This is a genomic window from Paenibacillus sp. A3 (assembly GCF_001399685.1).
Taxonomy (GTDB): domain Bacteria; phylum Bacillota; class Bacilli; order Paenibacillales; family NBRC-103111; genus Paenibacillus_G.
The window spans coordinates 15,703-41,541 of the sequence record NZ_JTHN01000078.1 but is presented as its reverse complement, the minus strand read 5'-3'; the positions used below and the strand labels follow the sequence as shown (position 1 = coordinate 41,541).

22 protein-coding genes are annotated in these 25,839 nt (G+C 55.4%); 15 read left to right on the top strand and 7 right to left on the bottom strand.

Features of this window, described 5'->3' with window-relative positions:
* Nucleotides 1–175 precede the first annotated feature (175 nt).
* On the bottom strand, nt 176–1,246 hold the full coding sequence (locus QJ48_RS11540) for an aromatic acid exporter family protein (protein WP_054973747.1): 1,071 nt from the start codon (nt 1,244–1,246) through the stop codon (nt 176–178).
* A gap of 177 nt (nt 1,247–1,423) precedes the next feature.
* On the opposite strand from QJ48_RS11540, the gene QJ48_RS11535 reads away from it, so the two are divergent.
* The 7 genes from QJ48_RS11535 to QJ48_RS11505 all read left to right on the top strand — a co-directional run bounded on the left by QJ48_RS11535 (nt 1,424) and on the right by QJ48_RS11505 (nt 10,472).
* Nucleotides 1,424–2,122: a hypothetical protein gene (locus tag QJ48_RS11535; protein ID WP_054973746.1), complete on the top strand. Its 699-nt coding sequence runs from the start codon at nt 1,424–1,426 to the stop codon at nt 2,120–2,122.
* Between the two features lie 200 nt (nt 2,123–2,322).
* Nucleotides 2,323–3,261: a carbohydrate ABC transporter permease gene (locus QJ48_RS11530; protein ID WP_157261600.1), complete on the top strand. Its 939-nt coding sequence runs from the start codon at nt 2,323–2,325 to the stop codon at nt 3,259–3,261.
* A gap of 16 nt (nt 3,262–3,277) precedes the next feature.
* On the top strand, nt 3,278–4,114 hold the full coding sequence (locus QJ48_RS11525; protein WP_054973745.1) for a carbohydrate ABC transporter permease: 837 nt from the start codon (nt 3,278–3,280) through the stop codon (nt 4,112–4,114).
* Between the two features lie 113 nt (nt 4,115–4,227).
* Entirely contained in the window at nt 4,228–5,571 is a 1,344-nt protein-coding gene (locus QJ48_RS11520; protein WP_054973744.1) for an ABC transporter substrate-binding protein, read from the top strand.
* A gap of 378 nt (nt 5,572–5,949) precedes the next feature.
* Nucleotides 5,950–7,653: a sensor histidine kinase gene (locus QJ48_RS11515; RefSeq protein ID WP_054973743.1), complete on the top strand. Its 1,704-nt coding sequence runs from the start codon at nt 5,950–5,952 to the stop codon at nt 7,651–7,653.
* A gap of 32 nt (nt 7,654–7,685) precedes the next feature.
* Nucleotides 7,686–9,281, top strand: coding sequence for a response regulator (locus QJ48_RS11510; RefSeq protein ID WP_054973742.1), 1,596 nt, complete (start codon nt 7,686–7,688; stop codon nt 9,279–9,281).
* 42 nt (nt 9,282–9,323) lie between these two features.
* Entirely contained in the window at nt 9,324–10,472 is a 1,149-nt protein-coding gene (locus tag QJ48_RS11505; RefSeq protein ID WP_272948121.1) for a DUF2264 domain-containing protein, read from the top strand.
* Nucleotides 10,473–10,578: 106 nt separating this feature from the next.
* On the opposite strand, the gene QJ48_RS11500 is transcribed toward QJ48_RS11505, so the two are convergent.
* The 3 genes from QJ48_RS11500 to corA form a co-directional block, all read right to left on the bottom strand.
* A complete protein-coding gene (locus tag QJ48_RS11500; protein WP_054973741.1) occupies nt 10,579–11,676 on the bottom strand; it encodes an acyltransferase in 1,098 nt (365 codons plus the stop codon).
* Nucleotides 11,677–11,847: 171 nt separating this feature from the next.
* Nucleotides 11,848–12,738, bottom strand: coding sequence for a putative RNA methyltransferase (locus QJ48_RS11495; protein WP_063858071.1), 891 nt, complete (start codon nt 12,736–12,738; stop codon nt 11,848–11,850).
* Nucleotides 12,739–12,957: 219 nt separating this feature from the next.
* Complete coding sequence (gene corA / locus QJ48_RS11490; RefSeq protein ID WP_054973739.1) at nt 12,958–13,908, bottom strand: magnesium/cobalt transporter CorA; 951 nt, start codon at nt 13,906–13,908, stop codon at nt 12,958–12,960.
* Nucleotides 13,909–14,228: 320 nt separating this feature from the next.
* Here corA and QJ48_RS11485 point away from each other — a divergent pair, with 320 nt between their 5' ends.
* Nucleotides 14,229–16,334 (top strand): methyl-accepting chemotaxis protein, encoded by a 2,106-nt coding sequence (locus QJ48_RS11485; RefSeq protein WP_054973738.1) that lies wholly within the window; start codon nt 14,229–14,231, stop codon nt 16,332–16,334.
* A 57-nt stretch (nt 16,335–16,391) separates the two neighbouring features.
* Here the strand turns inward: QJ48_RS11485 and QJ48_RS11480 are convergent, their stop codons facing one another.
* Nucleotides 16,392–16,727, bottom strand: a complete 336-nt coding sequence (locus QJ48_RS11480; RefSeq protein WP_054973737.1) for a L,D-transpeptidase — start codon at nt 16,725–16,727, stop codon at nt 16,392–16,394.
* A gap of 260 nt (nt 16,728–16,987) precedes the next feature.
* Here QJ48_RS11480 and QJ48_RS11475 point away from each other — a divergent pair, with 260 nt between their 5' ends.
* The 7 genes from QJ48_RS11475 to QJ48_RS11445 all read left to right on the top strand — a co-directional run bounded on the left by QJ48_RS11475 (nt 16,988) and on the right by QJ48_RS11445 (nt 24,928).
* Nucleotides 16,988–18,076 (top strand): putative 2-aminoethylphosphonate ABC transporter substrate-binding protein, encoded by a 1,089-nt coding sequence (locus QJ48_RS11475; protein WP_157261601.1) that lies wholly within the window; start codon nt 16,988–16,990, stop codon nt 18,074–18,076.
* Between the two features lie 220 nt (nt 18,077–18,296).
* Nucleotides 18,297–19,325: a putative 2-aminoethylphosphonate ABC transporter ATP-binding protein gene (locus QJ48_RS11470; protein ID WP_054973735.1), complete on the top strand. Its 1,029-nt coding sequence runs from the start codon at nt 18,297–18,299 to the stop codon at nt 19,323–19,325.
* A 23-nt stretch (nt 19,326–19,348) separates the two neighbouring features.
* Nucleotides 19,349–21,061 carry a putative 2-aminoethylphosphonate ABC transporter permease subunit gene (locus tag QJ48_RS11465; protein ID WP_054973734.1) on the top strand — a complete coding sequence of 571 codons (1,713 nt, stop codon included), beginning with the start codon at nt 19,349–19,351 and terminating at the stop codon, nt 21,059–21,061.
* A gap of 18 nt (nt 21,062–21,079) precedes the next feature.
* Nucleotides 21,080–21,907, top strand: a complete 828-nt coding sequence (gene phnX, locus QJ48_RS11460) for a phosphonoacetaldehyde hydrolase (protein ID WP_054973733.1) — start codon at nt 21,080–21,082, stop codon at nt 21,905–21,907.
* Nucleotides 21,908–21,940: 33 nt separating this feature from the next.
* A complete protein-coding gene (phnW, locus tag QJ48_RS11455) occupies nt 21,941–23,041 on the top strand; it encodes a 2-aminoethylphosphonate--pyruvate transaminase (protein ID WP_202813831.1) in 1,101 nt (366 codons plus the stop codon).
* An 83-nt stretch (nt 23,042–23,124) separates the two neighbouring features.
* Entirely contained in the window at nt 23,125–23,910 is a 786-nt protein-coding gene (locus tag QJ48_RS11450; RefSeq protein WP_054973732.1) for a DeoR/GlpR family DNA-binding transcription regulator, read from the top strand.
* 100 nt (nt 23,911–24,010) lie between these two features.
* Nucleotides 24,011–24,928 (top strand): hypothetical protein, encoded by a 918-nt coding sequence (locus QJ48_RS11445; RefSeq protein ID WP_054973731.1) that lies wholly within the window; start codon nt 24,011–24,013, stop codon nt 24,926–24,928.
* A gap of 65 nt (nt 24,929–24,993) precedes the next feature.
* Here QJ48_RS11445 and QJ48_RS11440 read toward each other — a convergent pair whose 3' ends face one another.
* Nucleotides 24,994–25,638 (bottom strand): TVP38/TMEM64 family protein, encoded by a 645-nt coding sequence (locus QJ48_RS11440; RefSeq protein ID WP_054973730.1) that lies wholly within the window; start codon nt 25,636–25,638, stop codon nt 24,994–24,996.
* 24 nt (nt 25,639–25,662) lie between these two features.
* Nucleotides 25,663–25,803: a hypothetical protein gene (locus tag QJ48_RS36820; RefSeq protein ID WP_157261599.1), complete on the bottom strand. Its 141-nt coding sequence runs from the start codon at nt 25,801–25,803 to the stop codon at nt 25,663–25,665.
* Nucleotides 25,804–25,839: the final 36 nt, after the last annotated feature.

Sequence of the window (25,839 nt, the reverse complement as noted above, 5' to 3'; positions counted from 1 at the left end):
GAGCTAGTTGATCTTGTATCGATAAAAGGGATTTCATACAAAGCTTTTCAATCAGAACTGATTGTTGAGGAAGGTCGAATAAAAGTTTCTATTGCGTTGAATAGATATCCATCCCGCGCGGTTATTTGATGCAAAAGCCCTCTTACAGCGTATCGTCTGCAAAAGGGCCGTTCGCCTACTTCTTATTAATCCACGCGGACACGGACTCCAATAGTTCATTTTCTTTGTCCTCCGCGCCGCGGTCGAACTGCTCGACCAGCTTGTTCAGCCTGCCGGTTTGGTAGCCGTAGTCATACATGGCCGCGGCTACGATCGAGAGGCGCAGGTCGCCGTCGTTGGCATCGGCGTACCGGTTCATGAGACTCTTCAGGAAACGATCGTTCTCCACTTCGATAACTGCGGCTTCGGAAATGTCCGCTTTTAGCTTATTCTCGAATTTCAAGAGCACGTGCTCGTGGAACTTGATCAGCTTTTCCAGATGGCGGTCGAATTCCCGATCGATCTCCGGAGTGCGGGTAGCTTGAAAATAATGCTCCTCGACGGATTCCAGCACTTCCATCCCTTTGTGCAGCGTGTGCAGCATTTGCTTGTAAACGACCAAATGACGGGCTTCGCTAAATTTGGCGCGCTTGAGCTTATGCAGCTCTTCTTCGAACAGGGTGTACTTGTCCGTCAGCGACTTGAGTGCTCCTTCGAGCGCCTGCTTTTCGTCGCGGAATACGCTTTCCTTGATTTCGTCCGAAATGACCGTGCGCAGCAGCAGAGACATTTTGAAGAAAATCGATTCGATCTGCTTCACGAATTGTACTCTGGGGCGGGGAGGGAAGAACGTAATGTTGATCAAAAAAGCGGAACCGATCCCGATTAAGCTCAGCAAAAACCGGTTGAGCGCGAAATCCCACTGACCGGACGCTTCCATGACAGCAATGACGGTCACCAGTGTCAGGCCGACGGTTTCTTCCATTTTGAGTTTCAGGCAGATCATAATGGCAAGGATACAAACAATGCCGACCGCAACCGGGTCGTTCGAGAAAATCATACCGGCGACCAAGGCCAACACGGCCCCGAGTGTATTCGTTTGCAGCTGTTCGAGAAAATAACGCCACGACCGGTAAATGGATGGCTGCATGGCAAAAATCGCAGCGACTCCAGCGATGACAGGGGGCGTGTACCCGACCAGTACGCTAATATACAGTGCCAGGGTAACCGCAATCCCCGTTTTCAATACGCGGGCTCCGAACGTCACAGTCACCCCTCCTTTAATAATAGTATTCACGATTATCTTACACGGAATCCCGGCTCGTTGGCAAAATGAAAATTGACGGATGCTTCGGATAAAAAAGTATAAAAAATGGAAACATTTTTTCTTTTTGTACATCTAAATGGGAGTAAGTTTCCAAAACTGGAGAGGAGCTACTTGAAAATGAAAAAACTCGCAATCGGACTTACTGTGGGAATGATGCTTGGGTCGGCGGCAACGGCATTTGCAGCGGAAGATATCGGCAAGGAAATCAAGGCAGTCTTTACCAAGTTTAACTTCAAAATTAACGGTATGGAGGCTGAGAAAGCGGCGAAAGCCGACACCCAGTTCGTAGACTATTCTATTCGTCTTATGGACTTGAATGCTGCCTTAGGGAAAAAGAACTACAGCGTCGGCGACGGAGGCGCTTCGGGGGATAAAACGACAATTCTGATCAACGGTAAAGAGTATAAATTACAAAGAACGATAGCGGACGGGCATACGAGGGTGGACATCAGGCCTCTCATTGATGCGAAACTTATCACTTTGGAAGAAGCGAAGGCTCTTTCCGAAGAAGTCAGAAAGGAACGAGAAAAAGCTCTGGGAACTAGTTGGGAAAAAGACGTAAATCTAGCTCATTTAGTAAAGTACCATGACCTGTATTTTGCAATTGAGGAGAAGTATAGCACCTCTTTAACTTCTCCGGATTTAGAAGGCAGCTGGACTTATCATAACGGGTACGAAGGCTGGATTAAATTAACTGGCGAAGAATACAAATTAAAGGCGGGTCCAAAAGAAATTTTGGATATGACGCCTTTGATCGAAGCGAATGTCATCACCTTGGAAGAAGTGAAAGACTTTCAGAAAAGGCATCATCCTTGAAATGCTCCCAAGCAGGACAATTCAGGTTGAGACTCAACCCGGATTGTCCTTTTTGCTATGCCCGCCCCGCTCCTTCCAATCCCGTCCCGCATGGTAAAAATTTTGCACAACTCGGTCAGAATCGTCCGCAGCGCGGGGAGAGGAGCCTCTTATATAGTAAGAAGCAACAATAGTATTGTTCACTTACAGGGGTGATAACGATGGAGACAAACAAGCTTTCGAACCGGACGTCGGGCGACGCGGCCAAATCCAAATGGAACAATTCCAAGAAGGAAGCGCTGGTCGGCTGGCTGTTTCTGGCTCCCGAATTTGTCGGGATTGTGCTGCTTTACGTATTTCCGGTCTTGTTCTCGCTGTATCTCAGCTTCAGCGAATGGAATCTGGTCGGGGGTATTTCTTCCATTAAATTCGTCGGACTCGAGAACTTCGCGAAGCTCTTTGATGACGAGAAAGTGCTGATGGCACTCAAAAATAACTTGATTTACACGGTGCTCACGGTGCCGGTCGGCATGCTGCTCGCCTTGATTCTCGCCGTGCTAATTCATTCGCGCGTCTACGGGAAAAGCTATTTTAAGGTCGCTTTTTTCATCCCGTATATTTCGTCGCTCGTCGCGCTTGGGGCGGTATGGAGCGCGCTGTACCATCCTTCGAAAGGGCCGATCAACCAGTTTCTGATCAGCCTCGGCATCACGGACCCGCCCAAATGGCTGGCGGATTCGAACTACTCGCTGCTCTCGATCATTATTATTGCGATCTGGGCCGGCATCGGCTACCAGATTGTCATCTACTTGGCGGGCTTGACGAACATTCCCGAAGAAATGTACGAAGCGGCCAGCATCGACGGCGCCTCGCCTTGGCATAAGTTTACGAAGATCACGCTGCCGCTGCTCGGGCCGACGACGTCCTTCTTGTTCATCACGCTGCTGATGTCGTCGTTCAAGGTGTTTGACCTTGTCGCCTTTATGACCGGCGGGGGACCGAACGACTCTTCGACAGTTATCGTCTTCCGCATCTACGAGGAAGGCTTCCGCAACTTCAAGATGGGCTACGCTTCCGCGATTTCCTGGCTCCTGTTCGCGATTGTCGGACTGGCGACACTTGCCACTTGGCAGCTCCAGAAGCGCAAAGTACATTACTAGAGAGGAGTAGAAGGGTATGCCTGTACGAAAATTCGATCTCACCAAATGGCTCCTGACGATCCTTCTCGGAGCGTTCTCCGTGTTGTTCCTGGTTCCGCTGATCTGGATGATCTCGGCCGCCTCGAAGTTCGAGAAGGACGTCATGGAATTCCCGATCCGCTGGATTCCGAAGGATTGGAACTTTATCGGCAACTTCCAAGAGGTGTGGCTGGGCAAGGTGCCGTTCTATCTCTTTTACTTGAATTCGCTCAAGCTGGCGCTGATCATGACGGCGTGCACGATCTTCTTCTCGTCGATGGCGGCGTTTGCGTTCACGAAGCTGCGCTTCAAGGGCCGGGATCTTGCCTTCGGCGTGCTGCTCACGTTCATGGTCATTCCGGAGCAGGCGACGCTCGTGCCGCGCTATCTTCTGATGAAATGGCTGCATATGTACAACACGCACGAAGGCATGGTTCTGATGGGCATGTTCTCCATCTACTTCACGTTTTTGCTTCGGCAGTTTATGATGGGGATACACAGCGATTTTATTGAAGCGGCGAGAATCGACGGCGCAGGCTATTTTAAAACGTATTGGAGCATCATCCTGCCGCTCTGTAAGCCCATTCTGGCGACGGTCGGCATTATCAAGTTCATCTGGACGTGGAACGATTACCAGACGCCGCTTATTTTCCTGATCAACAAAGGTCTGTACACGATCCCGCTGGGGATGCAAATGTTCAAGGATGAATTCGCCGACAACTACGCGGTGATCATGATGGCTTCGCTCTCTGCGATCCTGCCGCTGCTGATCATTTTCGTCATACTCCAGAAGCAGGTCATTAACGGTATCTCACTCGGTGGGGTAAAGGGATAAAGGTCAAAATATTGCACGGGACAGGCAAAAATTAGACACATCGTTTTGGGCGTGAAAGCTTTAGAATGCAAGCTATAGAGACCTACATCATCATGACCCGAGGGGGAGTTCACATGAAGAAAACAAGCGCGTTGCTGTTGAGCGGGGCGGTACTTGCGGTTTCCGTACTGAGCGGCTGCGGCCAAGGGGCGGAGAAGCAGGAAGCGTCCGGCGAGGGCGGACAGAAGAGCGTTACGTTGAAATATTACAACTGGGACAACGAGGTCATGGGTGCGACGACCAAGGCGCTCATCGACCAATTCCAAGCGAAATATCCGAACATCAAAGTCGAGTCCGTACCGCTCGTGCCGGGCAACTCCGTTGAGACGCTCAAGAAGCTGGACGTGACGATGTCCTCCGGCGAGCAGATCGACCTCGTGCTGTTCCCGAGCATCGACGAGACGCTGGCCCGCGCGGCGCAAGGCGTGCTGGCTCCTTTGGATGATATGTACGCTAAAGAGAACGTGAAGCCGGAAGATGAGTATTACGTCAATCCGAAGTACAAAGGTAAAAACTACGCTGCGATGTACCAGCGCAGCAACTGGATCGTTCTGCTGAACCAGAAGGCGCTCGACGAAGCGAAGCTGCCGGTGCCGGAGCTCGGTTGGACCTGGGACGACTTCCGTGAATACGCGAAGAAGCTGACCAAAGGCGAAGGCAATAATAAACGGTATGGAGCTTACTTCCATAACTGGGGCGATTACGCCAACCCGATTCTGTTCAACGAAAAGCGGAATCCGTTCCTGAAGGAAGATGGCACGACTCAATTCGACGATCCGTCGACACTGACGTTCTTCAACCTCCGCCGCGCGATGGAGAAAGAAGACAAGTCCACGACACCATTCGCCGATGTGGTAGGCGCGAAGCTGGCGTACCGTACGGAGTTCTTCAACGAAAAAGCGGCGATGCTCGTTACGGGCAGCTGGATGGTTGCCGATTCGGCCGACGTGCAGAAATACCCGCATAACTTCAAAGTGGCGTTCGCGCCGGTGCCGCGCTCCTCGAAGGATGCGGAGCTCGGTCAAACGAGCATCGGCGGACAGTTCATTTCCGTTGCTGCCGGTTCGAAGTACAAAGACGAAGCGTATCAATTCATCCGTTTCGTAACGACGAATACGTCGGATGCGAAGAAGGAATTGTCCGGCTGGAAGAAAGCCGACGACAAGAAGATCATCGAAGGCGCGATCGCGAAAAGCAAAGATCTCTTCAACACCGAATCGCTTGACAAAGCGCTGTTCGACAAACGCATTCACGCGCCGGCTCCGTCCGAGGTTGTTGCGCCGTATGCGCCGCAGCTGAAGAAAGTGCTCGAAGACGGCTTCAGCTCGTTCATTCTGGACGGCAAGTCTGCCGAGGACGCCCAGAAGCAAATGGTCGAGCAGGCGAACAAGGTCATCAAAGAGAACAGCAAAAAGTAGTCAAGGAAAGGGGCGCCGCAGGGCGTCCTTTCTTTGCGCCGGGACGAACCGGGCGTTGGAAAGCACGGCTTTTTCAGGCCCGGTCAGTCGAAGGTCTTGTGGTAAAAATAGAGCATCGCAGATGCGTTAATCGCCATGGATCGGGCGGTAAACAAGAAATAAATCATCCTAGGTGCGTTATATGCGGAAAATGAGGGGTTCAAAGTCAAATTCGACACGAATAGAGAACGTGTGTTCCTCTATTCGTTATGCTAATTGGAACCGCACTGGATAGCGACAGATCAGTTCCTTTATTTGGTTCGGGCGAAGCAAATGCTTGGGTCGACGCAGGACCGGTGATACAATGGGGAAAGGAAAGAGAGGGGAGCTTTCGACACCATGAACAGCATGTTTCAATTTTCCTACTACCGGCGTATTCAGCTCTCGTTTCTGATTCTCATTTTGCTGCCGATTGTCATCGTGTCCGTATTTTTGCTGTCTATGACGCGGGATGCGGTGATGGACAAAATTCGCCTGACCAACCAGTCGGTCGTCGACGTGATGGCGAAGGATATTACGAAGACGATCGACGATCTGACGTATGCGTCGAATTTTTTCATACAAGACCCGAGCGCGAGGGCTCAGCTTCGCAGCTTCGCCGATACCCGGCAAATCGCCAGCTTCGCGGATTACCAGAGACAGCAGCACATTCAGGACTTTTTTGGTCTGGTGCTGGCGAAGACGCTCAATACGGACATCCGGATGTTTCTGGTCAACGGCAAGGGCTTCATCATCCCGTCCAGCGAGCCCGATCAGTTGGCTCCGTTCCGGCAGCACTGGGAGCAGCTTCAGTCCCAGGTCGATCTCGATACGCCGAAGCGGCTGCAGTGGCTGAGCCGTGTCCAAACCGAGGGAGGCAAGGGCGAGCCCGTTTATTACGCGGCCAGGGTGATCCGTGATCCGGCCGACAATGCTTATTTGGCTACGCTGTACATCGGCATTACCAACCCGTACTTCGAGAAGCTGTTCCGGCAGGCGGCCTCCGGCACCTTTGCGCTCTATGACGAGGAAGGACGGCTTATTGCTGGGGATGCTACCGTCCGGTTCGGCGGCGTGGGCGCGTCCGACCAAACGCTGCGGAGCGAAGCGGCGCTGTCCAAGACCGGCTGGAAAATGATCTACGAGACGTCCGACCAAGAAGTGACCGGGCAAATTTATAAAATTTTTTACATGGCCATGCTGTTCGTCGTTCCGTTTTTTGCGCTGTTCTTTATCGTGTCGCTGCTGCTGGCCAAACGGCTGCACCGGCCAATTCAGAAGCTGGACTTCATGGCCAAGCAGTTCAGCCAAGGGAACCGGCTGATCCGTTTTCAGGGCAAGGGCAAGGACGAGATTGCGCAGCTCGGACAGACGTGGAACCGGATGCTTGACGAGATCGAGCAGCTCATTACGAACATCGAGCAGGAGCAGGAGCAGAAGCGCGTGATCGAGCTGCAGGCGCTGTTCGCGCAAATCCGGCCGCATTTTTTGATCAATACGCTCAATTCGATCAAATGCAGCCTGATTCTGGGCGGCGACCAGCGGCACAGCCGCCAGATCGATTCGCTGATGAGCCTGCTGCGGGCGTACATGAAGGTGAACGAGCCGACCTCCTTGGCCGCGGAATGCAAGCTGCTTGAGCATTATATGGACATTATGCGGCTGCGCAGCGAGCTTCACGTCGAGCTGAAGGTAACGTTGGCTCCCGAGGCGGCCGAATTCGAGGTGCCGAAGCTGCTGCTGCAGCCGATCGTCGAGAATGCGCTGCTGCACGGGTTTGCCGAGAAGCTGGACGATGCAAAAATCGACATCGAGGCTGAGCGGCTGGACTCGCGTCTCGAGATCCGGGTGACGGACAACGGCGAGGGGATGCCGGACGAGGATCGGGAGGCGCTGAACCGGATGCTGGAGGGGCCCGAGACGGACAAGCCGCAGACGTACCGGCGGGTCGGACTGATCAACGTGCTGCAGCGGCTTCGGCTGACGTACGGGCCGGATGCGACGATGAAGCTTCGGGCGAATCCGTCCGGGGGCTTAACCGTTATTTTGAATATGCGAGCCTGACGAGCGACTATGGACAACGGGAGAGGATAGTCATGTACAAAGTCCTGATCATCGACGACGATGTGCCGATGCTGAAATATTTGAAGCAGCTGATCGATTGGAACGCGCTCGGCTTGCAGATCGTCGCGGATACGTACTCCAGCGTCAAGGCGTTGCGGCTGTTCGATGAGCTTCGGCCGGACCTCGTCGTGTCGGATATCGGCCTGCCACAAATGGACGGGCTGGAGCTGGCTTCGGAAATGCTGCGGCGGCGGCCGGAGGTGCGGGTTATTTTTCTGACGTGCCATGAAGACTTCCACTATGCGCAGAAGGCGCTTAAGCTGAGCGTCGACGATTACCTGATCAAGGACGAGTTGACGGCCGAGCAGCTGGCGCAAAGCTTGGAGAAATCCGTGAGGCTTCTGCGCGCGGCGAAAGCGCAGACGGAGCAGCTGACGTACCGGGAGGATTGGAGCCGGCATGCCAATGTGCTGCGTGATTCTTTTTTCAAGCAGTTGTTGCGTGGCGGAGATGCCGCTTATTTGACCGATTCCGCCGCGCGGCTCGGCCTCGTCTGGGACCAGCCGTCGTTTCTGCTGGCGCTCGGCTACGTGTCGTATTACGACGTGCTCTCGCGCTATGCGCACAAGGACCTGCCGCTCATCCGCTACGGCGTCGCGAATATTGCAGCCGAGCTGGCGGGCGAGTTCGAAGGCATCACGACATTCAACGACGGCGAAGGACTGGCCGTGCTGCTCAATTACCGGCCTTCCTTGAAATGGAACGCGCAGGAGCATCTGCTGGCATTTGTGGCGAAGCTTCAAGCCAAATGCAAAGAATTTCTCGGCGTAGGCACGACGTTCTTCGCCAGCTCGAGTGCGGACAAGCTGACGGTTACGGAGATTGGCGCAGCCCATCGCCGCATGGCGGCGGAGCGCTACTCCGCTTTCTACAGCGAGCATCCGGTGACCGTGCTGCCCGCGGCGGGATTGCCGCACGCGTATCATCCGGGAGCCGGAGGGTTCGAGCAGGAGTACGCCGAACTGTCGCAGGCGGTCCGGGATCACGACGAGGCGCTGCTGGAGAAGGCGCTGGCGGGCATTCGTCGTTCCGCGCTGGAGCTGCGGCCGGAACCGGCTTCGTTCGTGCATCAGTGCGCGGACAGGCTGCGGCTCGTCGAGCTCCAGTACCGGGCGTTCAGCGGCGAGACGCTGTACGCCTGCTTGCAGCAGACGCTGACGCTAGGCGATGCGCTCGGGCTGATGGGGCTGAAGCTGCGGCAGATCATGAACGGCCGACGGCTCGGGGAGCCGCAGGCGAGCAAGGAGCCGAAGCTGCAGACGATCGATCAGTACATCGCGCAGCATTTGGCGGAGACGATCACCTCGATCGATATTGCGACGCATTTGTATTTGAACCCGAGCTATTTTTCACGGTACTTTAAGAAGCTTTCCGGCGAAAATTTCACGGACTACGTCCACCGGTACAAGATGAAGATCGCCGCCGACCTGCTGGAGAAGACGAAGGATTCCATCGAGGTCGTCGCGCTGCGCTGCGGCTATTCGGACCGGACGTACTTCTCCAAGGTGTTCAAAAAATACATCGGCGTCACGCCCGGGGAGTACAAGTCGAGATCCGGCGTGATGTAGCTGGCGCTTACGGAACAACATCAAACGAGAGGAAGATCGAACGTGACGACTCATGCCGATGACCGAGACTACTGGCTGCAGACGATGCAGCGCATCGCGAAGCCGGTGCTCGAAGCGCTGTCGCAGCGCAAGCTGAAAGAGCGGATGCCGGTGGAGGCGAAGCTGGACGACCGGGAGCTGTACACGTATCTGGAGGCGTACGGCCGGCTGCTCGCAGGCATCGCGCCGTGGCTGGAGCATGGCCCGAGGACGGGAGCGGAAGGGGAGCTGCGCGGCGAGTACGTCCGGCTGGCGCAGCTGGCGATGGATGCGGCGACCGATCCGCAGTCGCCGGACCGGATGAACTTCTCCGAGGGCTACCAGCCGATCGTCGATGCGGCCTTTCTGGCCCATGCGATTTTGCGGGCGCCTACGTCGTTGTGGAGCGGGCTCGACGACCGCGTCAAGTCGAACGTGAAGGAAGCGCTGAGGGCGACCCGTTCCCGGAAGCCGTGGTTTAACAACTGGCTGCTGTTCGCGGCCATGATCGAAGCGGCGCTCTGCGTCATCGGCGATGACACGTGGGACCCGATGCGGATCGATTATGCGCTGAAGCAGCATGAGCAGTGGTATCTCGGCGACGGCATGTACGGCGACGGGCCTCATTACCATGCGGACTACTACAACAGCTTCGTCATTCAGCCGATGCTGCTCGATCTTCTGGAGACGGTCGGCGACCGCTATGCCGAATGGGCGGAACTGCGGGAGCGCATCCAGCGGAGGGCGGTGCGTTACGCCGCCGTGCAGGAACGGTCCATTTCGCCGGAAGGAACGTTTCCCGTCGTCGGACGTTCGCTTGCTTACCGCTTCGGCGCGTTCCAACTGCTGGCCCAGATGGCGCTGCGCGAGCAGCTGCCCGACGATGTCGCGCCGGCCCAAGTGCGCTGTGCGCTGACCGCTATTATGCGCCGCATGATCGAAGCGCCGGGCACGTTCGATGCGGGCGGCTGGCTGACGATCGGCTTCTGCGGGCATCAGCCGGAAATCGGAGAGCCGTACATTTCCACCGGCAGCTTGTACTTGTGCGCCACCGTTTTTCTGCCGCTCGGGCTTTCGGCGGACCGCCCGTTCTGGCAGAATGAAGCGGCGGACTGGACATCGCGAAAAGCATGGTCGGGCGGATATACTCCGGCAGACCATGCATTGGAATAAACTGGGCCGCCGCCGGGAGCCGTTTCATACGTGTCTGCAACAACCTAAAAAGCCGTATTCCGCAAGCAGGGGTTCCCCTCCTCTTATGGAATACGGCTTTTCGAATCTACGTGGCGCGCGAATAGACTTCCTGGGCTTTGCGGCGGCTCCGTGCTTGCACGGCTTTTTTGGTCAACGCGTTCAGCGGTCTTTCGATCCAGCGGTACACGGCAAGGCACAGGAGCAATCCCGACAGGAAGCAAAGCGTGACTGTGAGCGCCGGCCCGATCCGCTCCACCGCATGCGCGGCCCGCGCCAGCTTGAAGGTGACCGACATCATCGGCAGACTGGCGAGCAGGATCGAATAGGAGGCGTTCCCGCATAGCGCGAGCGGTTTCAGCCAGCGGTACGCCGGACCTTTCCACGTCGTTACCCCGACCAGCACCAACGCCGATCCGAACGTATGCAGCAGATCCGTATATCGCAGACCGGCTTGCTCGTACCGCAGTACCCAGAGAATCGCGTAGACGGCTCCGCCCCCTGCAATCCACCATAGGCTGCGGCCGAGCGAACGCTTGCGGACGAGATAGGCGACGAGCATTCCGGCGAAAAACTCCAAGTGTGCCTCGCTAAACAAAAATTGCTCCAGCAGCCCGGATTTCACCTGAATCCACCCGATGGCGTTGAGGGTAATGATCGTCAGCCACCCCGAATAAATCGCGGCGACTGTTTTTTCTTTCAAGAGAAACACCAGGGAGAACATCAGATAAAACCACACGACGTACGTCAGCGACCAAGCGACGCCCAGAATCGGCGCCTGAGCCTGCGGCCACAGCAGCATCGATTTGAAAATGACCCCGGGATTGCGCTCATATCCGAAGCCGAACGACGGCACCAAAAAATAGATCGGGACGACGGCAGCCATGATGAGCCAGTATAACGGATAAATGCGATAGAACCGTTTGAGCAAAAACGTTCCGAACAGCTCCGTCCTTCCGAATTGTTCGCGATACAGCGTGAACATTAAATAACCGGTCAAAGCGAAAAAAAACGTATAGGCTCCCGAGCGTCCCATTTCGCTGATCCCGAGATAATTGTATCCAAAATAATGCTGCCCCGTTTGCGAAGCGTGAAACAGCATGACCAGCAGAACGGCAACGCCGCGGGCCGCTTGAATATAAAAGAAATTGTGTTTCCGCTCCATTCCGTCCAGCCTTTCTTGCACAAGTTGCCTGCTTTTTAAAGCATTATGGCAGACAAAGATGAAGAAATCATGACATGAACCTGAATGCAAGCTGAAAATGGGCGAGCCAAGTTTTTCCGTATAGCTAAAAAACACCTCCGCCTGCTTCACAACCGCAGCGGAGGTGTCCTCTATATCCATGACTTAACCGGGTTACCGGACTTTTGCGCGCCCGACCAGCACGGTGAAATCCGCGGTAACCTCCCGGATCCCCAGCCGCAGCGCCTGCTGAATCTGCTCGTCCCGGGCGCCCCACGACAGCGGCGTCATCCGGACCAGAGGTTCAAGCAGCTCCTCTTGCAAAGTGACGTCGTATCGCAGCTGCTGTTCATCCAAGATGTCGAAATGGCGCATGAAAAGCGCTCTCGTCTTGTCGTTGGTATAAGTTTGCTTGGGCGAACGGTCGTACAAGGCGTCCCGCAGCTGCCGCAAATGCCCGCTGCCCGGAATGACCTTGATCAACATGCCGTCCTTGCGCAGCAAGCGGCTGAATTCCCCATAATTCGAAGCGGATAATACGTTCAGGATGACATCGAACGACTGGTCCCGAAAAGGGCTCCGCGCCAGATCGCCCACGCACCAGATGAAACCCGCATGCTCTCGCGCAGCGATCGCGAGGCCTTCCTTGGACAGATCGAGCCCGGCCCCGAGGAACCCCTCAGGCGTTCCGCGCTTCCATACGTCTGCAAGCTGCGCTAACTGAGAACCCTCGCCGCATCCGGCATCCAACACGGTGATCGGCTCCAAGCCGCCCCCGCTTATATTCGTAAGGATCGTCCACCCGATCCGCTCGATCAGAGGACGAAAGAAGCCGCTTCGGCACACGAGATTCCGGGCTTCGAACATTGCTTTTCCATAATCGCTTTTGACGGCTTTCGTCAATAATGAAATATAGCCGGGCTTCGCGGTATCAAAACCGTGCCGATTCCGGCAAAGCAACGTCCGGTTTTCGTTCATTTCCATGGCAAGCCCGCAGACGGGACATTGAAACAGAGAGCTGTACCGGCCGATCAATCGGGCGGCCGCATCGATTTTTTTCAACACCAAAAAACACCTCGTTCATTCGTTTTCGTTGAATGAAAAAGGCACAGCACAAAGAAACCCGTCCCATAGCTCGAAAAAAAGGGGGGGCTGCCTGTTCTGCACCTTACATTAACGATAACGAATGAACTGGATGATCATCGAAAACCGCTCTCCTTTATAACGAAACAGAGCCTTTCAATTACAATAAGCTCTTCAGAAAGTATAGCACGGCTCGCCGGTTCAGTCGAACCAGCCCTTTCGCTTGAACCACCAGAACATCCCAGCCCCGATGCCGAACATGACGCCGAGCACGAAGAAGTACCCGGCATGCCACTTCAGCTCGGGCATATAATCGAAGTTCATCCCGTAAATACCGGCGATAAACGTCAACGGCATGAAAATGGTCGTGATAACCGTGAGCGTCTTCATGATCGTGTTCATCCGGTTGGAGTTCATGGAGATGTAGCTGTCGCGCATGTCCGCGGTCATGTCCCGGTTCGATTCGATCATCTCCGCCAGCTTGAGCAGGTGGTCGTATACGTCGGTAAAATAAAACAGATGCTCCTTGACCCCCTCGATCCGCTCCGAGTTCACGACCCGGTACAGCAGGTCGCGCATCGGCACGATCGTCCGCCGTAATTTCAGCAGCCGGCCGCGAATTTCGAAAATATCGTCCATCATTTGCTGCACCGACCGTTTGCGGCTTCCGGCCTCAATTGCGAGCAGTTGGTCCTCCAGCTCGTACACCGCCGGAAAATATTCATCCACCAGCTTGTCCATCACCAGATAGGCGGCATACAGATGTCCTTTCTCCCGGCAGGAAGGCTGCTCCTGCACGCGCTGCCATGCTTCGTCGAGCTCCGGCTGTTGTCCGAAGTGAAACGTCACCAGGAAGCGGCTGCCCAGAAACATATCCACCTCCTGCGCCGACAGCTTTTGAGGATTGAGCGCATGCAGCACGAAAAAATGAACGGTTTCGTAATGGTCCACTTTCGGCCGCTGCAGCAAATGGTAGCAGTCCTCAATCGCGAGCGGGTGGAAACGAAAATGGCTTTCCAGCAGCTTCGCTTCCTGCTCCGTCGGTTGATTGAAGTCGACCCAATACCAGTCGATGTCGGGATCGTCCAGCCTGTCCAGTCCAATATCGGTAAGTAAAACCGCATCGTGAGTAACGGCGCATATCCGCAGCAAGCCCGCTCACCTGACCTTATGTTCAATGTTTCATTCTGTTAGCCAGTATACCTCATTTTATGGGCATGCAGAAATCAGGGAGAGTCAAGAGAGGAACCGGCTTAAAAATACGCATTGGTTTTCAAATTGGGTTATTGTCGAAATTAGTCGAATTGTGTTTTAATGAATACATCCAAGCGATAATCGGGGGACATAAGGCGGTGAAAGACAACTCGGCCATGCCGGGACGGAGGGCCAAGTTCGAGACGACCATGTGACAACATAGCTGAAGGTTGCGTTAGTGGAAACTACATAAGACTCCGAAAGAGGTCGTCGACAACATGAATATCATACACCAATGGATTTCTGCCACACACATCAGGAAAAGCATTTCCACAAAGCTGGCTATTGCGATGCTTGCCGTCATTATCCTCTCCTCATGCCTTACAGGCTATCTGATTTATTCTCATACCAGCCGTTTGCTGCAGAACGAAATCGAAACGAATCTGGCCACCAAGAGCGGAGCGATAGCCGACCAGGCAGGCGCCCTGTTCAAGGAAAAGGGAACGCTGGTCCGCCAAATGGCCACCAACCAGGAAATCGTCAACTATTTAAAAACCGTGCAGGCCCGCGATCATGCGCAAAGCGGCCCTCTGTATAAAAGTGTAGACACGACCTTGAACGAAATCTCCGCAACGGATAAAACGATAGCGTTTACATGGATTGCCAGCGACAAAGGGGGCTTCTATGTCGGCAGCGGCGGCGCGTTGTCCAAGCCGGACTATGACGTGAAGCAGCGGCCCTGGTACGCGGCGGCGTCCAAGGCGAAGGATATGGCCTATACCGACCCGTATCTCGATGCGCAGAGCGGCAAACTGGTCGTCAGTATTCTGCACCCGGTAAGGGACGGGGGAGCGTTGATCGGTTTTGTCGCCGTCGATTTGTTTTTGGATACGCTTCCGCAAATTATGGAGTCGTACAAGCTCGGACAGAGCGGGTATACCTTCCTGCTCGATAATAACGGCACGATGATGTATCATCCGAACCAAGAATACGTCATGAAGCGGAAGCTTGGCGAGATGACCGGCGATCTCGGCGGATTGGCCGCGCAGTTGGACAAGAACGACGCAGGCTTAATGTTTGGAAAAGACGACAAGGGGACGGTCGCGTATTTCGGATATTCCACCGTAGCGTTGACCGGCTGGAAGGTCGTCAGCGTCATGCCGGAAGCCGAAGCGCTGGCAGGCTTGCGGTCGTTTGTCTGGACGACAATTTTGTATTTCGCGGGTTCGACGCTCGTGCTGATCTTGGCCGTTTATTTCCTGCTTCGTTACATGCTGCGTACCATCCCGAAAATGTCCGAAACGATCAAGCAAATCTCGCATGGCGATTTGACTCCGACGCTGGCGGTGGATAGTCAGGACGAGGTCGGGCAGGTGGCCGACAATCTCAACCGGATGCTGGATGCGTTCTCCGTGATGATCAACCGGTTCCACTTGGCTTCCGAGCAAATGGCCGCCGCTTCGGAGCAGCTTACGGCTTCCTCCCTCGAATCGGTCAGAGCCTCCGATCATATCAGAGCGGCGGTGAAAGAAATGACCGACGGCGGCGAAAGTCAGTTGAACAGCGCCGTAGAAACCTCGCGGGCGATGGAGGAAATGGCGATCGGGGTGCAGAGGGTAGCCGAATCGTCCAGCATCGTTGCGGAAGTATCGGATGGGTCGATGCAGGAAATCAAGGAAGGGCACCGGGCCATTCAGGATGCGGTCAGCCAAATGAAGTCGATTCGCGAATCGGTAGGCCAAACGGCGCACGATATGCAGCAGCTGTACGAGTATTCGCAGAAGATCACGGACATTATCAACGTGATCGCCGATATTTCCAACCAAACGCAGCTGCTTTCGTTGAACGCTTCGATCGAAGCGGCGCGGGCCGGTGAGCACGGCAGGGGATTTGCCGTTGTCGCGGGCGAAGTCAAAAAGCTGGCCGAGCAATCCGCGCTGTCGGCGCAAGGAATATCGCAATTGGTAAAAGATATTCAGCTTTCCGCCCAAAAAGCGACGCAAACGATGCAGAAAGGCGTTAAAGATGTAGAGCAGGGCTCGGAGGTGATCGATTCCGTCAGCGTCGTGTTTAACAACATTACGGGTACTTTTCAGGCGATCGCCGTTCAGATTCAGGACGTGACCGCAACCGCTCAACAGATGGCTGCAGGCACCGAGCAAGTAGCGGCTTCCATGGCGGATGTCGTGACGAATCATCAGATCCATGTTCAGCATTCCGCCGGGATTTCCGCCTCCGCTCAAAGTCAATATGAAACGATGAAGGACATTTCCGCGTTGGCCGAATCGCTCAGCAAGATGGCGGAAGAGCTTATGCATTCCTTGTCCCGGTTCAAGACACGGCCGGGTGCCGGGTTGACCAGCGAGGAGAATTCCGCGATGTAAACCGGCACAGGGAGCGCGGGCTGGAACGGGCGCGGAAGCTCCTGCCGTCTACGGAAGCTAAGGACGGATCGTGACCCGCGTGCCGAGGCGGACCAGGCGGGAAAGCGCCAGCACGTCTTCATTGTACATGCGGATGCAGCCTTTGGAGACGGCGTGGCCGATGGACGCCGGGTTATTCGTGCCGTGGATGCCGTAATGCGGGCGCGACAGCCCCATCCAGAATGCGCCGAAAGGTCCGCCCGGATTCGGTACCTTGTTCACAATCTTGTATTCGCCAACGGGCGACTGCGTCAGCACTTTGCCGATCGCGACCGGGTATGAATGGATCACGCGGTCGCCTTCCAGCAGATGAAGCATCCGCTGCGACAAATCGACGATAATGCGGTATGGCATGGGGAGCAGCTCCTTCGCAGAAGAGTCGCAAGTATGCTACTACCATATGCACGGGAGCCTATCGGGGCGACGGACAGAAAAGCTCTGATTTTTAATATAAAACAAAACTAAAAACAATTAAAAGAATAACAACACAATAACTTAACGTGCATTTAATATGTATTTTACAAAACTCTCTTATAGTTAGGATAACGGGCCAAGCCCAAGGTGTCATATCCAATTAAAGGAGAGAACATGACGTGAAAAAGTCTTTATCGCTTATGATGATCCTTATGCTGGCGATTTCCATGCTGCTGGCCGCTTGCGGAAAAACGGAGCCCGCGCCAAAGGGGCAAGCTGCGGGAGCGGGCAATACCGGAAGCGCCGGCGCCGATGCGGGCATCGATACGAAAAGCAAAGAGCTCACGGTTTATACCGCGCTGGAAGACGATCAGATCAAAAAATATCTGGAGACGTATAAAGCGAAGTACCCTGACGTGAAGCTGAACATCGTTCGCGATTCGACGGGCATCATTACGGCGAAGCTGATCGCCGAGAAGGATAACCCGCAAGCCGACGTCGTGTGGGGGCTTGCCGCAACGAGCCTGCTCGTGCTGGATCAGAAGGGGATGCTCGAAGGGTACTCGCCGAAGGGTGTCGACCGAGTACAACCGGACTTCAAGGATAAGAACAACCCGACGCGCTGGGTCGGGATCGACGCCTGGGAAACGGCGTTTATCGTGAACAAGAAAGAGATGGAGAAGCGCGGCTTGCCGGTTCCGCAAAGCTATGCCGATTTGATTAAGCCGGAGTACAAGGGCTTGATTACGATGTCGAATCCTGCCTCCTCCGGAACCGGCTTCCTGACCGTATCGGGACTCGTGCAGTTGGAAGGCAAGGACAAAGCGTGGGCGTACATGGACAAGCTTCACGACAACATCGCAATGTATGTGCATTCCGGCTCCAAACCGGCGAAGATGGCCGGAACGGGCGAATATCCGATCGGGATCTCCTTCGGCTACCGCGGGATCCAAGAGAAGAATACGGGCGCTCCGGTCGAGGTCGTGTTTCCGAAGGAAGGCTCCGGCTGGGATGTGGAAGCCAATGCGCTGCTGAAGAAGAAGACCGTCAAGCAGGCGGCCAAAGATTTCCTCGATTGGGCCATCAGCGACGACGCCATGAAGGAATACGGCAAAAACTTTGCGATTTTGGCGGTGAAGAGCGATGGGAACCAAATTCCGGAAGGCTACGACAAAGATCCGGTCAAGCAGCTGATTAAGAACGATTTGAACGAAGCGGCCAAAAACCGCGAAAGCGTCTTGAACGAGTGGAGCAAACGCTACGACAACAAGAGCGAAGCCAAGAAATAATAATACGCAAACGAACAAATCGCAACCAAATGAAAGCGCGGAGCCGCAGGTTCTGCGCTTTTTTTGCCAACTTCTCTTATGAAAACAACATAAACACAACAAAAAGAAACAAATAACATAATCTTTACTTGCGTTTGATACTCCGTTAACAAAACCGGCCTATACTTGAATTGAAAGCAAGCAAGCCGGTCTCCTGCGGGCCGGTCTGAAGGAGGCTCTTATGCAACCGTATTTATCGATCCGACAGTTGTCCAAATCATTCGGTTCGTTCACGGCGTTGAAACAGGTCAATCTCGATATGTACAAAAACGAATTCGTCTGCCTGCTCGGGCCGAGCGGCTGCGGCAAAACGACGCTGCTGCGCTTGATCGCGGGTCTCGAAAGTCCGACCGAAGGACGGATTGCCGTAGACGGGAAGGATATCACCGCTCTGCCGCCTGCAAAACGGAACTTCGGCATGGTCTTCCAGTCGTACGCCTTGTTCCCGAATCTGACGGCTTACCAGAACGTTGCTTACGGGCTGCAGAACAAGAAATGGTCCAAGAAAGATATCGACTTCAAGGTGCGTGAAGCGTTCGCGCTGATCGATCTGGAGCATGTTATGCAGCGCTATCCGTCCCAGCTATCGGGCGGCCAGCAGCAGCGCATCGCTTTGGCCCGCGCCATCGTACTGTCGCCGGACATGCTGCTGCTGGACGAGCCGTTGTCGGCTTTGGATGCGAAGGTGCGCGTGAAGCTGCGGCAGGAAATCCGCGAGCTGCAGACCAAGCTCGGCATTACGACCATCATGGTGACGCACGATCAGGAAGAGGCGCTGACGATGGCCGACCGGATCGTCGTCATGAACAATGCGGAGGTCGTTCAGACCGGAACGCCGCAGGACGTGTACGACCGCCCGAACTCTCCGTTCGTCGCCGATTTTGTCGGGGCGATCAACTTCTTGGAAGACGGGGTATGGCAAGTAGGACGGGAAGGCAAGCGGGCGATCGCTGTCCGGCCGGAGCATATCGAGGTCAGAGCGGGCGATGCGGGCGAAGGCATCCCGGCCGTCATCCGTAACGTCGAATTCCGCGGTCCGTTCTACCGGGTGAATCTCCAAATGCTTCACTCCGGAGCGGGCGAGCTGGTAACGGTGGACGTTCCCGCCCAAGCCTCCCGCGAGCTGCCGTTGGCCAAAGATGCCCGCGTCCTGCTGAATGTGCCCGCGGAGAAGCTGCTATCGTTCCAGGCGGAAGCTTTGGCCCATTGAATCCAAGCGAAGGAGATTTCATCATGTGGACTGCACGAACCCGGGCGCTCAGCCCGAAAGCGGGGGGCGCGGAGCTCTGGCAGATGTCGCTTGTCGTCATCGTCGTCCTGCTGCTGCTCACGTCCGTTTTGTTTCCTCTGGGCGTCTTGTTCGCCAAGGCGTTCCTGGACCGTGAAGGAGCTTTCGTCGGGCTGGCTAACTTTGTGCGTTACTTCTCGACGCCGGCGCTGTCCCAGTCGCTAACGAATACGATCTACGTCTCGGTCGTTTCGACGGGCATCGCCGTCACGCTGGCGTTCTTCTACGCGTACGGGGTCATCCGGACGGCGATCCGGGGCAAGGGATTCTTCAAAACGATCGCGCTTGTGCCGTTGTTCGCACCTACGATGATGCACGGCATCGCGCTGACGTATTTGTTCGGCAACCAAGGTCTTGCAACGAATGGACTGTTCGGACTGGTGCCCGGGTTTAAAATCGAGCTGTACGGCCCGGTCGGCATCATCATGGCGGAGGTCATCTACTTGTTCCCGCAGGCGTTTCTCATTCTCGCAGCGTCGCTGGCCGTCACCGACTACCGGCTGTACGAGGCGGCGGAGACGCTCGGCGCGGGAAGGCTCAAACGGCTGCTCACGGTGACGCTGCCGTCGGTGAAGTTCGGGCTGATCAGCGCTATCTTTGTATGCTTCACCGCGTGCTTCACCGATTTCGGAGCGCCGCAGGTCATCGGCGGGAAGTTCAATGTGCTCGCGACGGATATTTACAAGCAGGTGATCGGCCAGCAAAACATGTCCATGGGCGCGGCGGTCGGCATTCTGCTGACGATCCCGGCGGTTGTCGCGTTCGTGGTGGACCGGCTCGTGCAGCGCAGGCAAAATGCGCTGATCACGTCCAAATCGACGCCATACCGCATTGCGAGCGGCCGACTGCGGGACACGCTGTTCACGCTGTTCTGCACCCTGATGTCCATCGGAATTCTCATTCCGCTGCTGACAATCGTTTATGCTTCCTTGGTGAACGTATGGCCTTACAACCTGACGCTGTCGCTCAAGCATTTTGATTTCTCCGCGAAGGCGGCGGCCGGGTTCGAGCCGTTCTGGAACAGCTTGGTTCTCTCGCTGCTGACGGCAGTTCTGGGCACGCTATTTGCGTTCGTCACGGCGTACTTGATCGAAAAAACGCGGATGCTGCGAAGCGCCCGGCAGCTCGGCTATTTCTTGGCCATCCTGCCGCTGTCGCTGCCCGGCATGGTCATCGGGCTGGCATACATTTTCTTCTTCAACGCGCCGGACAACCCGCTGCACCCGATGTACGGCACCGTAGCCATTCTGGTGTTGGCAAATGTCGTTCACTTTTTCTCGGTGCCCTTCATCACGGCAATGACGACGCTGAAGAAGCAAGACAAGGAGTTCGAGCTGGTGGCGGAGTCGATGCGAGTGCCGTTCTACCGGACGTTCCTCAAGGTGACGGTGCCGCTGTCGCTGCCGGCTATTATCGAGATGGCGATGTACTTCTTCGTCAACTCTATGGTAACGGTGTCGGCGCTCGTCTTCCTGACTTCGCCGGACTTTAAGCTGGCGGCGGTTTCTATCGTCCATATGGACGATGCGGGCGACACGGCGGCCGCGGCGGCTATGTCGGTGCTGATCCTGGGAACGAATATCGCCATCCGGCTGCTTTACGAGCTGATTTTGCGGGGCGTGAGGCGGCGGACGGAAGCTTGGCAAATGCACAAATAATACGGGAGGAATCAAGATATGACGGTACAAGGAGTCATTTTGGATTGGGCGGGAACCGCTGTGGATTACGGTTGCTTCGCGCCGGTGGCGGTATTCGTGGAAGTGTTCGCGAAGCGGGGCATTGCGCTGACGGCCGAGGAAGCGCGCGGGCCGATGGGGATGCTGAAGCGGGACCATCTCCGCGAGCTTTGCCGCCTGGACAGCGTGGCGGAGCAGTGGAAGGCGGCCTTCGGCCGGGCGCCGGAGGAAGCCGATGTCGATGCGCTGTACGCGGATTTCGAGCTGATGCTGTTCGGCATCCTGAAGCAGTATGCGACCCCGATTCCGGGAGCGATCGAACTGGTGGCGCGGCTGAGATCGCAGGGGATCAAGGTCGGCTCAACCACGGGATATACGACGGAGATGATGGAGATCGTCGCCGCCGAGGCGAAGAAGCAGGGCTATGCGCCGGACGGGCTGGTAACGCCGGACGAAATGCCTGCGGGCCGACCGTATCCATGGATGATCTACGAGAACGCAATTCGGCTTGGTATTTATCCGATGAAGCATATCGTTAAAATCGGAGATACGATCAGCGATATTCGGGAAGGTCTGAACGCCGGAACCTGGACGGTCGGCATTCTGAAGGGCAGCAGCGAGCTCGGCATGAGCGAGGCGGAAGTAAACGCATGCGATCCCGCCGATCTGCAGCAGAAGCTCGAAGAGATCGGGCGGCGCTACCGGTCGGAGGGCGCGCACTACGTCATTGACTCCATCGGTGCATTGGACCCGGTCATTGCAGACATTAACCGGCGCTTGGCGGCAGGGGAATCCCCATGCTCCACAGCAGCCGCATTGAAAGGATGAACTCTCATGACAGAAACGATGACCATTCCGGCGATGCCGGATAATCCATATTTGCTGCTGACGCCGGGACCTTTGTCCACGACGAAGCGGGTGAAGGCGGCCATGCTGAAGGACTGGTGCACGTGGGACCGCGAATACAACGACTTGGTACAGGACATTCGCGGCAGGCTGGTCCGGCTGGCGACAACGGAGACGGACCGGTATACGGCCGTACTGATGCAGGGAAGCGGCACATTCGTCGTGGAATCGGTGATCGGCTCGGCTATCCCTGCGGACGGCAAGCTGGCGGTCCTCATTAATGGAGCCTACGGCGAGCGGATCGCGCAAATGGCGGAGCGGCTGGGCATCCCGACCGTCCGGATCGCGCTCGGTGAGACGACGCCTGCGGACGCAGCCGCCTTGGAAGCCGTTTTGGCCGCGCAGCCGGACATTACGCACGTGGCGGTCGTTCATACGGAGACGACGACCGGGATGCGCAATCCGCTGGAGGACGTCGCCCGGACGGCGAAGAAGCACGGCAAGACGCTGATCGCCGATGCGATGAGCAGCTTCGGCGGCATCGCCATCGACGTGGCGGCGCTCGGCATCGATTTTTTGATCAGCAGCAGCAACAAGTGTATCCAAGGCGTCCCCGGCTTCGGCTTCGTCATCGCGAAGACGGAGGAGCTGACTGCCTGCGCCGGACGCGCCCGGTCGCTCTCGCTCGATCTGTACGATCAATGGGAGACGATGGAGCGGCAGCAGGGCAAGTGGCGGTTCACCTCGCCGACCCATGTCGTGCACGCGTTCCACGAAGCGCTTCTGGAGCTGGAGGACGAGGGAGGCATCGCGAAGCGGCAGCAGCGGTACGAGAACAATCAGCGCCTGCTGGTGCGGGGGATGGAGGAGCTTGGGTTTCAAGCGCTGCTTCCGGCCTCGCGCCAATCGCCGATCATTACTTCGTTTGTGTACCCGGCGCATCCGCAGTTCTCGTTTGCGGAATTTTACGCGCGGATGAAGCTCGAAGGCTTCGTTCTGTACCCGGGCAAAATCTCGTCCGCGGACACGTTCCGCATCGGCAACATCGGGGATGTGCATGCGGACGATATCGCGCGGCTGCTGGAGGCGATCGGGCGCAACCGGTTCTGGTTGTAAAGCGGCGGACCGGAAAATCGTGTAAGCCGCGGCGCTCGGTGCTATAATGCAAGTATCATACGCAGGGCTGGAGGTTGCGCCGAATGTCTTTGGTAGGGGAAGAACGCAAGGATTTCATTTTGAACACGCTCAACCTGGAAGGAAAAGTAAAGACGTTTGAGCTGGTAGAGAAGCTGAAGGTGTCGTCGGAGACGGTCCGCCGGTATTTGGAGGAGCTGGAGGCGGAGAACAAGCTGAAGCGGGTCTACGGCGGCGCGGTCAAAATCAACCTGGCGCGGGAAGAGCCGCCGCACCTGAAGCGGGAAGAGCTGTACGCCGAGGAGAAGAAGCGGATCGGGCGGGCGGCTGCGTCTCTGGTGGAGGATAACGACGTGATCTTCATCGACGACGGCACGACGACCCAGCAGATGATTCATTTCTTGCTCAATAAGAAAAATATTACGGTGCTGGCCTTCTCCGCCCCGGCGCTGTATCTGCTCATCGATTACAAGAATAAGGAGCTGTTCTCCGGCGACGTTTATTTTATCGGGGGCAAGGTCAATGCCGCGCAGGCGCGGGTGTCCGGCTCGATGGCGGAACGGATGGTCGAGCAGTTTTATGCGGACAAGGCGTTTATCTCGATCGACGGCATGATGGTGAACCGCGGAATTACCAGCTTCGACGCCGAGCGGGGGCAGCTCGCGCGCAAGCTGATCGAGCATTCCAAGCAATCGATCGTCATGACCGACCGTTCGAAGATCGGCGAGGGACAGTTCTACAAGCTGGCCGATCTCAAAGAAATCGACATCATTATCAGCGATGCGAACATGCCGAAGGAATGGGAAGCCGACCTTCAAACTTCGGGTGTGACTTGGATCCATGCCCTGTAAGGAACAAATGCCTTGCCTTGCGGAACCGTACAGCCTGCCGCTGCCCAAACGAAAACCGTCTCCCTGAGGGTCACAAGCCCGGGAGCCTATCCGGAAGCCTATGCTTCCGGATTTCGTCGTTTTGCCGAAGGATGAACAGATACATATAGAAAAGAATGGGATGACGCAAATGGATCGGAATTTATTTGAGGCGATGAATTCAAGTGCGGACAAGTTTAAACGGATCGCGGAAGAAAATAAGGAACCAACGCTGCTGGATAAGATTTTAACCAATAGATACGTTAAGGCGGCGCTCAAAACCGTACTTTTTATTATTGCGGCCGTCTTTTGCGTTTTGGTGGTTCTCTACTTGCTGATGGGCGGGATGGTTTTTTTGATGCTGGATGCCATCTTCAAGCAATTCTCGTCCGAGGAAAAGAGAGTGCAGGAAGAATTGGCCATTCATTTGAAAAACAAATATCAGGAAGAATTCAGGATTGAAAAGGTCGAGTATAACGGTACGATTGATCATTATGATGTTGAAGTACATTCTGTTGCAAAACCCGATTATAAGATCCGCGTGGATGTTTCGGAGAAAAACAAGCAGTTCGTGTTTAGAGACGACTATGTACAAGCTTTTTGGAACGCCGAACTGAAGGAGACGGTTTATCCAAAGCTGCAAGAGCTGCTGCCGGAGGAAAAATACCGCATAAACAAAGTGTCGGACTACCATTCCCTATACGGAGAATTTCAGGACGAGAACGCCATTATTTTTGGGCCCAAGTATATTTCTTTTCAAGAAGCCATTGACCGGCAGCTTCTTTATCTGGATGTCCGATATGAAAGATTGGAAGATGGAAAAGCTGTTGGGGACGAGTTGAAAAATGTGCATAACGTGGTTAATTTGGTAAAAAATTTGCAAATCAACAGGATGTGGATTGAAATAAGGTCTAAAAAAGATAGAAGGGAACTAAGCTGTCGAATCAACGACGCGAATCGCATCGGCAGCACGGCCGATCTGGAAAAGGTTTGCGAATAAACGGTCACAGCCGCTTCTCCCCCCAAAGGGGGAGGGAATAGCCTCTGGCGCGTTGCGCGGGAACTCTATTCGCTTCCCCGCTCGTGTCCGTTCAGACTTCGCTGCTCCTCTTTGGCCGCAGCCACCCTCGTGAAATGAGCCTCGATTTTTTTGCTGAGAACCAGCGAACCCCCGATAAACAACACCACATAGAGCAGCTGAAGCGGATCGCGGATAAATCGTTCCAGATCGTGCCCGATGTAAGAAACGGAGAAGATCATGATCGCTTTGCCGGCGGCCACGGCAATCAGAAACGTATGCGGCCGCATGCGCGCGACGGCGGCCGCCATATTGACAAGCACGAACGGACCGACCGGAAAGACGCTCAGCAGAAACACATAGCTGAACCCGTTGTGGCGGACCCACCGCATGCTTTTTTCGACTTTGGGCTTGCGCTTCCACCGCTCGAAGTACGGATGGCCGGCCGCTTTGCGAATGATCAGGAAGGTCGTCAGGCATCCGGCGACCATGCCGATCCACGAATACAGAAAGCCGAACCATAAGCCGTATACCGCCGCGTTGACTCCGACGATGACCAGCGTAGGCAGCGGGGGAACGAACGATTTGGCGAACGTGAGCAGGATGCCGGGCAGCGGCCCCAGGGAGCGGTATTGCTCCAGCCAATGCTTGATATTGTCCTGTGTCAAATGCTCGATGATTGAAAAATCCATGCTGATGCGATCACCCGAGTCCGGTTAAATTTTCTGCCAAGCGGCCATCACGATGTATTCGATCTCTTCGTACTTGCTCGGCAATCGGTCTTGCTCATAAAGATCGTAACGCAGTCTCGGATAGAAGGGAAGGCAAGCCACAATAATGACACAGATGGCGGTCATGATCCGTATCCATTTTTTCCAATGCCTGCCCCTTGT

What these genes read in the sequence shown, in the direction of transcription:
- phnW (WP_202813831.1), top strand. Translation starts at nt 21,941, where the DNA reads ATGCCGGATAATCCATATTTGCTGCTGACGCCGGGACCTTTGTCCACG.
- QJ48_RS11515 (WP_054973743.1), top strand. Translation starts at nt 5,950, where the DNA reads ATGAACAGCATGTTTCAATTTTCCTACTACCGGCGTATTCAGCTCTCG.
- QJ48_RS11440 (WP_054973730.1), bottom strand. Translation starts at nt 25,638, where the DNA reads ATGGATTTTTCAATCATCGAGCATTTGACACAGGACAATATCAAGCAT.
- QJ48_RS11510 (WP_054973742.1), top strand. Translation starts at nt 7,686, where the DNA reads ATGTACAAAGTCCTGATCATCGACGACGATGTGCCGATGCTGAAATAT.
- QJ48_RS11475 (WP_157261601.1), top strand. Translation starts at nt 16,988, where the DNA reads ATGATGATCCTTATGCTGGCGATTTCCATGCTGCTGGCCGCTTGCGGA.
- QJ48_RS11530 (WP_157261600.1), top strand. Translation starts at nt 2,323, where the DNA reads ATGGAGACAAACAAGCTTTCGAACCGGACGTCGGGCGACGCGGCCAAA.
- QJ48_RS11470 (WP_054973735.1), top strand. Translation starts at nt 18,297, where the DNA reads ATGCAACCGTATTTATCGATCCGACAGTTGTCCAAATCATTCGGTTCG.
- QJ48_RS11445 (WP_054973731.1), top strand. Translation starts at nt 24,011, where the DNA reads ATGCTTCCGGATTTCGTCGTTTTGCCGAAGGATGAACAGATACATATA.
- QJ48_RS11480 (WP_054973737.1), bottom strand. Translation starts at nt 16,727, where the DNA reads ATGCCATACCGCATTATCGTCGATTTGTCGCAGCGGATGCTTCATCTG.
- QJ48_RS36820 (WP_157261599.1), bottom strand. Translation starts at nt 25,803, where the DNA reads ATGACCGCCATCTGTGTCATTATTGTGGCTTGCCTTCCCTTCTATCCG.
- QJ48_RS11450 (WP_054973732.1), top strand. Translation starts at nt 23,125, where the DNA reads ATGTCTTTGGTAGGGGAAGAACGCAAGGATTTCATTTTGAACACGCTC.
- QJ48_RS11535 (WP_054973746.1), top strand. Translation starts at nt 1,424, where the DNA reads ATGAAAAAACTCGCAATCGGACTTACTGTGGGAATGATGCTTGGGTCG.
- QJ48_RS11525 (WP_054973745.1), top strand. Translation starts at nt 3,278, where the DNA reads ATGCCTGTACGAAAATTCGATCTCACCAAATGGCTCCTGACGATCCTT.
- QJ48_RS11520 (WP_054973744.1), top strand. Translation starts at nt 4,228, where the DNA reads ATGAAGAAAACAAGCGCGTTGCTGTTGAGCGGGGCGGTACTTGCGGTT.
- QJ48_RS11485 (WP_054973738.1), top strand. Translation starts at nt 14,229, where the DNA reads ATGAATATCATACACCAATGGATTTCTGCCACACACATCAGGAAAAGC.
- QJ48_RS11465 (WP_054973734.1), top strand. Translation starts at nt 19,349, where the DNA reads ATGTGGACTGCACGAACCCGGGCGCTCAGCCCGAAAGCGGGGGGCGCG.
- phnX (WP_054973733.1), top strand. Translation starts at nt 21,080, where the DNA reads ATGACGGTACAAGGAGTCATTTTGGATTGGGCGGGAACCGCTGTGGAT.